The organism is Streptomyces sporangiiformans, from assembly GCF_005768555.2.
Classification (GTDB): Bacteria; Actinomycetota; Actinomycetes; order Streptomycetales; family Streptomycetaceae; genus Streptomyces; species Streptomyces sporangiiformans.
The window spans coordinates 1-1024 of record NZ_VCHX02000055.1; the positions used below are offsets into that span (position 1 = coordinate 1).

General features: G+C 69.4%; 1 protein-coding gene and 1 pseudogene. Both read right to left on the reverse strand.

Features of this window, described 5'->3' with window-relative positions; translation table 11 throughout:
* A partial coding sequence (locus tag FGD71_RS04920; protein ID WP_244951200.1) for an acyltransferase domain-containing protein occupies window positions 1-727 on the reverse strand: 727 nt, incomplete at both ends.
* 1 nt (window position 728) lies between these two features.
* Window positions 729-1024: pseudogene (locus tag FGD71_RS48455) on the reverse strand (ketoacyl-synthetase C-terminal extension domain-containing protein); the annotation flags it as partial.

The window sequence follows — 1024 nt, forward strand, 5'->3', positions numbered from 1 at the left end:
GACCGCCGCGACCGACGCTTCGGCCTCCCGCCCCTCCAACAGCGCCGCGACCTCGTCCTCGGACGCCTCCACCGCGAACATGGCACCGCCACCAGGCAGTTGCTGCATCAGCCGACCCCGCGCCCCCACAAGAGCGCAGGCATCCTCCAGCGAGAACACACCCGCCACATGCGCCGCAGCAAGTTCGCCGATGGAGTGCCCGACCACGAAGTCCGGCCGCACCCCCCACGACTCCAGCAGCCGGAACAGCGCCACCTCCACCGCGAACAACGCAGGCTGCGCCCACTCCGTACAATCCAACGCCTCCGCATCCGCACCGAAGACCACATCCCGCAGCCCGCCCACATGGACACAGACCGCGTCGAACGCCTCCGCGAAGACCGGAAACGCCTCATACAACTCACGCCCCATACCCAGGCGCTGCGCACCCTGCCCGGAGAACAAGAACGCCGTCCTGCCCTCGGACACAACCCCCTGCACGCCCCCCTCACCACAGGCCAGAGTCTCCAGCTCGGCGATCAGCGCTGCGCGGTCCTTCCCCAGCACCACCGCACGGTGCTCAAAGGCGGTACGCGTGGTGGCCAAGGACAGCCCCACGTCCAGCGCATCGAGCTCGGGATGCGCCTCTACATGGGCCAGCAACCGGGCCGCCTGCGCCCTCAGCGCCTCCCGGCTGCGCGCACTGATCACCCACGGCACCACACCGTCCTCCACGGACCCGCCGCTCNCGCGCACTGATCACCCACGGCACCACACCGTCCTCCACGGACCCGCCGCTCCGGTCCGGAACGGGGGCGATCTCCTCCCCGGGTGCGGCTTCGAGGATCACGTGCGCGTTCGTGCCGGACAGACCGAACGACGACACACCCGCCCGACGCGCATGCTCCGACTCAGGCCATGACACGGCCTCCGACAGCAGACGCACCTCACCCGCCTGCCACTCGATACGCGAAGACGGCTCATCCACATGCAGGGTGGCGGGCAGCATCCCCTGCCGCATCGCCAACACCATCTTGATCACACC